This window comes from Micrococcus sp. 093350064-1 (assembly GCF_053627955.1).
Window position 1 is genome coordinate 1 of the sequence record NZ_JBSEYU010000020.1, and the last position, 7,435, is coordinate 7,435.

The window sequence follows — 7,435 nt, forward strand, 5'->3', positions numbered from 1 at the left end:
GAAGCAGGCCCTCGCCCAGCTCGCCGCGGCCTACCCCGACCGGATCAACCCCTACCTGTGACCACCCCGCTTACACAGACAAGTTGACACGCCCCCCTGATAGCAAGTATGCTCGCGCCGTTGTCCCGAACCACTCCGGGGCAACCGCGGAACACAACGCTCGTCGGCCGCGCGTGCCATCACTCAGCCCAAGACGCTCGATCCCCGTACAAGGCCCCACCCGCGTGCTGACGCAGAAACCCCGGAGACGTAGGCGGCCGAGGATAAGGCTCAGTCTTAGGCTGGCCGGCGCAACGAGGTGTATAGGGTCTGCCGGCTCACACCGAACGCGCGCGCCACCTCGGCCTTCGGGATCCCCATGTCGATCATCACGCGCGCCTGCTCCACGTCGGTGTCCGAAAGCTTCGGGGCCTGCACGTACTTGCCGCGGGCCTTGGCCAGGGCGATGCCTTCGGCCTGACGCTCCTTGATCCGCCGGCGCTCGAACTCAGCGAACGCCGCCAGGATGCCCAGCATCAGCCCGTCCACCGGAGAGGTGCCGGACTTGTCCACGGTGATCCGCTCGGACACGAACTGCACCGCACACCCCTTGCCGGTGAGCTCGTCCACGATCGCGTACAGGTCCCGCGTGTCCCGGCCGAGCCGATCCATCGAGGCGACCTTCACCAGGTCCCCCTCCCGCACGTAGGCCATCAGCTCCGCCAACCCCGTGCGCTTGGCCCTCGAGCTGCCGCTGATCTTGTCCTGGAAGATCCGGTCGCGCTCCCCCACCGCCTCGAGCTGACGATCCAGGTTCTGCTCCGCTGAGCTCACCCGCACGTAGGCCACAGTCTGTCCAACCACGTTTAAGACCCTCCGACGCTTGTGTCCAACGGGCCCGATTGGGACCGTCTCTGACGTGATGGTCTCGTGACCGGGCAGGGTGTGTAAAGGGGTATACCCGGCTTGACGCCGGGATGGGGCAATGAACACCCAGCTGGATTGTGAGGCATCCCTCTGTCGGAGCGTTGACGTTTACTTTACTAACCTGTTAGTATAGTTTCGTTGATGCGACTACAGGCAGAGGACAGGGGTACAACAGTGAACGACGTTGGATCATCGCCGCGGCGGTGGTGGCTGCTCATGACCGTGGGGGCCGGCCTGCTACTCATCACCCTCGACAATTCGATCCTCTACACCGCCTTGCCTACGTTGACCGCAGACCTCGGCGCGTCCGGATCCTCGACACTGTGGATCATCAACGCCTACCCCCTGGTCATGGCTGGCCTCCTCTTGGGAGCAGGCACACTGGGCGATCGCATCGGCCACCGCCGAATGTTCGTCGTCGGCCTGTGGATCTTCGGTGCCGCATCACTGGCAGCGGCATTCTCGCCCAACCCTGCCTTCCTGATCGGCGCCAGGGCACTCCTCGCTGTGGGGGCCGCAGCGATGATGCCCGCCACGCTTGCTCTGATCCGCCTCGCGTTCGACGATCCTCGTGAGCGCAACATCGCCATCGCCATCTGGGGGAGCCTGTCGATCGCGGGGGCAGCGCTCGGACCCATTCTCGGCGGCGCCCTTCTCGAACGGTTCTGGTGGGGATCTGTTTTCCTCATCAATGTCCCCGTTGTTGCCATCGCACTTGTGGCGACCGCAATCATCGCGCCGCACAACCATCCCGATCCGTCGAAGAAGTGGGATCTCGTCTCATCCCTCTATGCGATGGTCGGGCTGGTGGGCACCGTGCTCGTCATCAAGGAACTGGCCCATATTCCACAGAACTGGGTTCTGATCGCAGGGGCGCTGGCGTCAGCAGTCATCGGGTTCGTCCTCTTCGTGCGACGCCAGGGCCGATTGGAAGAACCACTCATCGAGTTCTCCATCTTCCGCAACCGCGCCTTCGCTGGCGGCTCTCTGGCAGCCTTCTTCGCGATGTTCACCATCGCTGGCGCCCAGCTCGCGACCACACAGCGCTTCCAGCTCGTCGAGGGCTTCACCCCCCTGCAAGCAGGCCTGCTAGTCGCAGCCATCGCGCTTGGCGCCCTGCCCTCAGGTGTCCTAGGGGCCGCGATCCTGCACATCGTGGGCCTGCGGATCATTATCTCCGGCAGCCTCGCCATCGCCGCCCTAGGACTAGCTCTCGCCGTGCTGGCCTCTGCGAACGGATCACTACCCCTGCTGGTCGTCAGCTTCATCGTGACCGGCTTCGGCCTGGGCGGCACCTTCGCCGTCGCTTCCGCCGCCATTATGGGCAACGCGCCTCCGCGAAAGGCCGGCATGGCGGCCTCGATCGAAGAAGTCTCCTATGAGATGGGCTCCCTCTCGGCTGTAGCACTCCTCGGGAGCCTCCTGACCTTCGTCTACGCCACAGTCGTCCGACTCCCGGATGGCACTCCCGCCGCAGCGGGGGAGAGCATTGCCGATGCCCTCGGGATCGCCGACGGAGATCTCGACGTGATCGCAGCCGCCACCTCCGCCTACGACACGGCCTATTTGGTCACGATGATCGTCCTCGCTGTCATGCTGGCTAGTGGAGCCGCTCTGACCAATCGGCTGCTCCGCGCTTACGGGCGCGGCAGCGAGGCAATGGAGTACGCCGAAAACCACTGAACCAATCGGAGGGGCGCATGATGGTGCGTGAGAGCAAGAAGACCATGATCCTCGACGCCGCGATCCAAGTGATCGAGGAAGACGGGATCACAGCAGTCACGTTTGACTCTGTCGCGGCCGCTGCAGGGATCACCAGGGCCGGGATCATCTACCACTTCCCGTCACGAGACGACTTGATCGCTGCGATCCACCAGAGACTCGCTGATCGCTGGGAGCGGCAGTTAGAGATCGCCTGTGGAAAGCCGACCGCTGAGGCAACGCCGATGGAGCGCCTGACCGCCTACATACTCACTTGTTCGACAGCCGCCTCCCGCGCCGAGTTCCAGATGATTCTCGACAGCCAGCACACCCAGCACAAGGCGATCTGGGAAGACCTCATCGACCGATGGACCGGACGTAGCGAACGAGACGAAGCTGAGCGCGACCAGATGACCTCGCTCGCCCTGCTCGCTGCTGACGGGCTCTGGGTCAACGACCTGATCGGAAGCAGGCCCATCTCACAGGACCACCGGAGTGAAACCGCAAAGCAGATCATCGCGCTACTCCAGAATGACGTCCATGAATCCGAGGCCAAGCCCAACGGGTAAGCGAGCCAGCGCGCGGTTGGAGAAGGCCGGATCGACGAATCCGTCGAGCGCGATGATGGGCAACCCTGTCAAGCAAGATCGCACCCTGGCACCTCTGTCCAGCAGCACCCAACTGGCTCTGACACATGCGCCTAGTGGGTATACCCGCCTGGACGGGGTCAGCCTGTGACAAAGCTAGACCAGGAGAAGACCGCCGCGGTCCAGGCCGTGGTGACCCGCGCGTTCGGAGTCTCCCGGACCACGATCTACAAGGCCCTCAACACCACCGAGACCGGCCAGCCCTGAACGGCCCACGCCCTGTGGATACCCGTGGTCCGGGCCGGTTCTTCTCCGTAGGGTGAGACCCGTCGCGGTGTTCTTCTTCGAGGGCCGCGACGGTGAGTGAGCCGCCTGTTCTCCTGTCCGGGTATGGTCACCCCGCCCTTGTCTTGGTCAATAGGGGGCAAGGGGATTTCACTTCCGCCCGGTCCACGCGCGACCCATCGGCAGCGCCCAGCACACATCACCCGTGGTCAGACCGGGGAAGTAGTGCAACTAACGCAGTACCGCAGTACCGCATTCACCCGTGCGGTGCTGCGGTAGCGCGGTGGTGCGGTTATAGCGCTGACATCGCTGTCAAAATGGGCATGGGACACACTGAACCTACTGATCATTCCACTTCCTGGGCGGCGTCAGCCATCCCCTCTCGATTCGATCTTCAGCGGCCATTTCCTCCGTCATTTTCTTGGTCTTGCTCCAAGCTTGCCGAATTTCCTCATCACTCATACCGGGCCGCCACGTCTTTAATAACAATGCTTCAGTCCCAAAGACTGTGAACATCGCGATAGCTCCGCACGCAGCGTGACCCGGAGAAACGAACCACCCCACCATTGCCCCCACAAGTGGGGGAATAACGAACCCCCAAATTGCATAGCCCCACCCGCCTGGGTCTGAGTGACCAGCAGAAACAGTAAAGGGCCGCTCACACAAAGTCACGACAATAGAACTAACCACTACAGCAGCAGCAGTGAGGGCAAGGGAAAGAGATCCGCTCAAAGGGCTGGAGAGGAGCTTGCTCAACAGCCACCAAAACAACCAGACCACCGGGGACAGTAGCGCCGCAGTAGACAAGTGTCCCCCTACGGCCAAGGAAATAGGAACGACATGGGAGGGGCCCCCTTCCTTCGGAAAGGAACCCCTCCCCCTGTTTGGGATTAGCCCTGACATCAGCTCAGGCAAGCCTCCACAAGCCCGGGAACCCCCAGGAGTTCGGAGAGAACATTCACGGCATCCTCACCGATCTCAGCGGCAGCCTGACCGGAACGAATTGCACGCCAAATGCCGCTAACTCCGCCCCAAAGGCTCCGCGCCTTCTTAATCCAAGCAATGATCTTGAATACGGGGAACCCGAACTGAACGACGAAATTGCCAAGCGCCAGCGAGCATCCAAAAACATTAAACGCTGGACTTGCCTCAGCGTCGCCAGATGAATCCACTGGAGTCTGAATTGTCGTGAGGCCTTCAAGGTAAGGCGCGATTTTCTCGCTGTATCCCGGGTATGTGTGAGGATCAGCTCGCTTAAGCTCTTCAGGCATCGAATCCAGCGCCCTCAGAATCATGTCGAGCTGCTCATCTTCCGTGTAGGAGGACTGCGGCTTGCGCCACGCCGACTGAGGCGGCCGTCGCCCAGCATGAGGCGGCCGTCCAATCGGCTGCCCGGCGCCCGCCAAAGTCGGCGCAGCGACTGCAATCAGACCCCCAGAAACCAACGCTCCCGAAAGACCACGCATGGCTTGACGTCGATCGAAAATAATCCCCTCCAATATTCAGCTTGTCATCTGACGCATCGAAGCCTATCTGCGTGCTGTACATCACACAAGTTGCAGGCGAGGCCCCCTGTCATGCGGTGGCAGCAACAGGAGGGGAGGTGGACGTTCCCCGCCGGGGTCGGGCTTAGCTGACCTGGAGGATGAAGTATGTGGTGGGGTATCCCAGCGGGAAGCGGTCTTCTCCGTGGTCCACTGCACATCCCCTCGATGCTCACTCCGTCTGCTTGCGTTCGGTCCGTTGTGGCGAGTTCGTTCTTGCGCCGCGCGGCTGAGTGAACTATCTGTTCTCCCGTCCAGAGACCTCCCCTGACTTGGTCGATTGAGGGATGGAGGCCTTTCAGTATCCCCCGGCTCCTGGATGGTCAACCGGCAGCTACTCAGTGCGTATCGCTCTTAGTCAGACATGGGAAGAGGCGTCTCTAACGCAGTACCGCACTACCTCATTCATGCGCGCGGCACTGCGGTATTGCGGTCAGTCTTCGGGGTACTTGGCTTCGATGGCCTGGATGATCAGTTGGGACATGGGCACCCCGACCTCGACGCTGTGCCGGCGCAGGTGCTTGTGCAGGCGTTCGGGTAGGCGGATGGAGGTGGCCTTGATGGGCTCGGCGGCTGCCTGGGCGTGGGCGGCGTAGGCCAGGGTCATGTCCGGGCCGTCGGTGGGGGTGGCCGGGGTGGTGGTGCGGCGTCCGCGGGCGGCGCCGGGGGTGGGCTTGGTGCTCACGGGCGGGTCATCTCCTGGATCTCCTCGGCGACCTGGAGCCAGGGGCCGAGCGCGGTACGGGTGGGGTAGGTGCCGTGGGTGTGCTTGAAGCTCTCGCGGGTGGGGATCGTGGTGGCCAGCTGCGGGACGTTCTCGGCGGCCAGCAGGTCCACGACCTGGGTGAAGAGCTTGGTGCGGGGGTTGGCCTGGTTCAGCAGGGCCACCAGGCGCACGGTGGGGCCCAGGGCGTCGACGGTGGCCCAGGTGCGGGCGATGTCGTCGGCGCTGGGAGTGGTGGGGATGATGACCAGGTCGGCCGCTGCGGCAGCGGCGGACTGGACGTCGGGGGTGCCCGGTGGGGTGTCGATCACGACGAAGTCCGTGCTCGGGCGCAGCCGTTTGAGGTCGGAGAGGTTCACGGCCCGGTAGGTGAAGGGGATGGGCGAGCCTGTGGGGCGTTCTTCGGCTGCGATCTCCAGCCACTCGCTGGCCGAGCCCTGGGGATCGGCGTCGAGGACTTCGACGCTGTGGCCGGTGTGGGTCAGGGCGGCGGCGAGGCAGATGGTTCCCATGGTCTTGCCCACGCCTCCCTTGGAGGCGATGAACGCGATGGTGACAGGAGCTGGTGCCATGAGGGCAGGATAACCCGCACTAACGCAGTGCCGCACGCGGTGATGCGTTAGTGCGGTACTGCAATCCCTCGGGCCTAGGCGTACATATCGCGTTGGCCAGGGCGGGAGCTGGTGATGGCTCCTCCTCCGTGTGGCAGAGCGTGAGCTCCGTGTTGTCCACCAAGTGGGGATTCTGCTTGTTCAGGAGAGCTTCTCCTCCGTGTCGCTTTCCTCGAGGCTGGCACGCAGCTCGTTCTGGATGCGGAGCAAGGCCGGAGAGTCTGAGTCCTCATCGAAGGGGCAGACATGCGTGTGTGGGATGAGCACCTTGTCGGTGGGGCGTTCTGCGGGGCGTTGGATGGCGATGATCTTCCGACGTCGAGGAAGGCGCCACTGAGCCTTAGGGGGCAATCCAGCGCTCTCGTACTCTTCCGGCTGGAAGGGCCAGGGTGCTTCGCGTTCGGTGTAAATCCAGATGATCGGCAGTCGACAGCGTCGGCAACGGCCTCTCTTTGGTTTGGACCAGAGATAGGTGGCTGGGGCGTCGTCAGCAGGGTCTGAGAACAAGGCCTGCTTGATCTGCTGGGGTTCATGGAGACGATGCCGGGGTGGTGGTTGCTCTTGGCTCATGTGGGTCTCCTCTGCCTGCGCACGCCGGTGATGTTTGGATTCTCACCCGATGGCCGGCTGTACACCAGAGGAAGGAGGGACTGGTGCACGTGTAGGTGACAGTCGTCTTCACGCCGCGTCTGCGGGCGTGTGGTCCATGATCAACTCGTACTCGACCGGCGTCAATCGGCCCAGGCGCACCTGCCGGCGGCGGCGGTGGTAGGTTCGCTCGATCCAGGTGATGATCCCGGCCCGCAGCTCGTCCCGGGTGTCCCAGTCGCGTCGGTCCAGCACGTTCTTCTGCAGCAACGCGAAGAAGGACTCCATAGCCGCGTTGTCCCCGGCAGCACCGACCTGACCCATGGACCCGATCAGCCCGTGGGTGGTGAGGGCGTCCTGGAATAGGGCCGAGCGGAACTGGGCGGGTTCAACCGGTCGTTGCAACACCGTGCGTTGAGAGCGAGCGTAGCTGCTCGGCGAAGACCTCCGCGGGAGTCTTCCAGTCCAGGACCTTCCTGGGCCTGTTGT

The 7,435-nt window shown here is 63.2% G+C and carries 7 protein-coding genes and 1 pseudogene; 2 read left to right on the forward strand and 6 right to left on the reverse strand.

Annotation, left to right across the window (positions count from 1 at the left end; all coding sequences use genetic code 11):
* Positions 1–276 precede the first annotated feature (276 nt).
* Positions 277–843 carry a recombinase family protein gene (locus tag ACUW6W_RS11430; protein ID WP_060973479.1) on the reverse strand — a complete coding sequence of 189 codons (567 nt, stop codon included), beginning with the start codon at positions 841–843 and terminating at the stop codon, positions 277–279.
* Positions 844–1,122: 279 nt separating this feature from the next.
* On the opposite strand from ACUW6W_RS11430, the gene ACUW6W_RS11435 reads away from it, so the two are divergent.
* Positions 1,123–2,589 (forward strand): MFS transporter, encoded by a 1,467-nt coding sequence (locus ACUW6W_RS11435; RefSeq protein ID WP_036316244.1) that lies wholly within the window; start codon positions 1,123–1,125, stop codon positions 2,587–2,589.
* Positions 2,590–2,606: 17 nt separating this feature from the next.
* Positions 2,607–3,176 (forward strand): TetR/AcrR family transcriptional regulator, encoded by a 570-nt coding sequence (locus tag ACUW6W_RS11440; protein WP_060973480.1) that lies wholly within the window; start codon positions 2,607–2,609, stop codon positions 3,174–3,176.
* A 1,205-nt stretch (positions 3,177–4,381) separates the two neighbouring features.
* Here the strand turns inward: ACUW6W_RS11440 and ACUW6W_RS11445 are convergent.
* The 5 genes and pseudogenes from ACUW6W_RS11445 to ACUW6W_RS11465 form a co-directional block, all read right to left on the reverse strand.
* A complete protein-coding gene (locus ACUW6W_RS11445; protein WP_127435415.1) occupies positions 4,382–4,750 on the reverse strand; it encodes a hypothetical protein in 369 nt (122 codons plus the stop codon).
* Positions 4,751–5,456: 706 nt separating this feature from the next.
* Entirely contained in the window at positions 5,457–5,708 is a 252-nt protein-coding gene (locus ACUW6W_RS11450; protein ID WP_049147591.1) for a hypothetical protein, read from the reverse strand.
* Positions 5,705–6,319 carry a ParA family protein gene (locus ACUW6W_RS11455; protein WP_065423796.1) on the reverse strand — a complete coding sequence of 205 codons (615 nt, stop codon included), beginning with the start codon at positions 6,317–6,319 and terminating at the stop codon, positions 5,705–5,707. Before ACUW6W_RS11455 ends, ACUW6W_RS11450 begins: the two co-directional genes overlap by 4 nt.
* 180 nt (positions 6,320–6,499) lie before the next feature.
* Positions 6,500–6,928, reverse strand: coding sequence for a DUF6083 domain-containing protein (locus ACUW6W_RS11460; protein ID WP_127435416.1), 429 nt, complete (start codon positions 6,926–6,928; stop codon positions 6,500–6,502).
* A gap of 108 nt (positions 6,929–7,036) precedes the next feature.
* Positions 7,037–7,330 (reverse strand): annotated as a pseudogene (locus ACUW6W_RS11465) (IS3 family transposase); the annotation flags it as partial.
* Positions 7,331–7,435 lie beyond the last annotated feature (105 nt).